The sequence below is a fragment of the Ferviditalea candida genome, from assembly GCF_035282765.1.
Classification (GTDB): Bacteria; Bacillota; Bacilli; order Paenibacillales; family KCTC-25726; genus Ferviditalea; species Ferviditalea candida.
The window spans coordinates 1-1,363 of the sequence record NZ_JAYJLD010000097.1; the positions used below are offsets into that span (position 1 = coordinate 1).

Sequence of the window (1,363 nt, forward strand, 5' to 3'; positions counted from 1 at the left end):
TGCCGGATTTTCCCGAGCGTATTGCTTTTCGGTCCTCACCCTCTCGCCATCGATGATGGCATGGACAACAACCGCTGTAGACACTTGTTCGTTGGACATGTCTTTACCCACTTTCATAGTTTTTTATTTAAAAAAATATGTAAGTAAAGAGAAAACTAACGATTCATCCCTGCCTGATGCTTAGTTGAATATGGAGGGCAGCCACAGAGCGATGGCAGCCAAAAATCATAAATAATAGAGATGCAAATTGTAAGCGATTACATCGTTTTGTAAAAAAATTGATAGTATTATTTTTGTTTTTGAATTTAATATTGCTGACAATTTTGAATTCAATGTAAGTATATTCCAGCATTGATTTTGAGTCAATCTATTTTTTAATATTCGAAATACTATGCAGCATCGCAAAACATATGGGCTAACTTTTCTAATCGAGTCATCCCTGAATAAATTTTCTGGATTTGGAATTCAGAACAACCGCTTTCCACTCCACATTGATCAAACACCGAATCCCCAGCAACTCCGTTAGCTCATCGACAATTTGATTTCTCCAGTCCAGAATGAGTTTTATCGATTCTCCATAATAAACGGACAATACAACAGTGATTTGACCATGATCGACTTTGATGTCGTCGATGATCAGCTTCCGGTAATTTCGAGATGCAATAATAATCATCTTCCGAATGGCTTCAGAGTAGAACACAATCCTTCCGTCTCCCCAAAAATTGGGTTTCACGCCGCTTATTACGTTATAAAAAGGTTTAATTAGCGTAACTTCTTCCTTTCGTTTCCCGAAACGTACAATCAATTTCCGAAACCAGCCCGAGTACGTTTTTTCCACTTCTATAGGTTGCATGGGAATGATGTGGTACCCTTGGCTTCGTCTTTCCCTTGCGATTCTGAGTTCCTCAGCCGTTTGAAACTGTTCGATGGGTAGCCAATTCACATCCCCCGGCAACGCCAATCGTTCAATGATTCTTAATACCATCTTTTGGGATGTTCCGATGATCAGCAATCTTTTCACCTGATACGTTTGAATCGCATTGACTACCTCTCTGCGATGTTCTTCGGATTGAAATATTGCCCTCTTTGTTGCGGCGTGCATATACCGTTCATTCTTAGCGGAGCTTCCCGCAACGCGGATTCTATTGATTATCAGGATTCCGTCATCGATAACAGCATCAATTTCGTATTTGGACATCACTTCCATTGATTTATGACTTTTTCCGGTACCGCTTTTACCGTATAACCCAAAAATCTGCATGAGATCCTCCCTCAATAAATTAATGTTTTCTTCGTTTTTCTCGCTTTTACGCATGTTTTCATCTTTGACGCACGAAGCGCTTGAGGATAATATTTGACGAAG

The 1,363-nt window shown here is 39.8% G+C and carries 1 protein-coding gene; it reads right to left on the reverse strand.

Annotated elements, in window-relative coordinates:
• Window positions 1–433: 433 nt before the first annotated feature.
• On the reverse strand, window positions 434–1,363 hold a 930-nt coding region (locus tag VF724_RS21185; RefSeq protein ID WP_371756222.1), incomplete at its 5' end, for a hypothetical protein.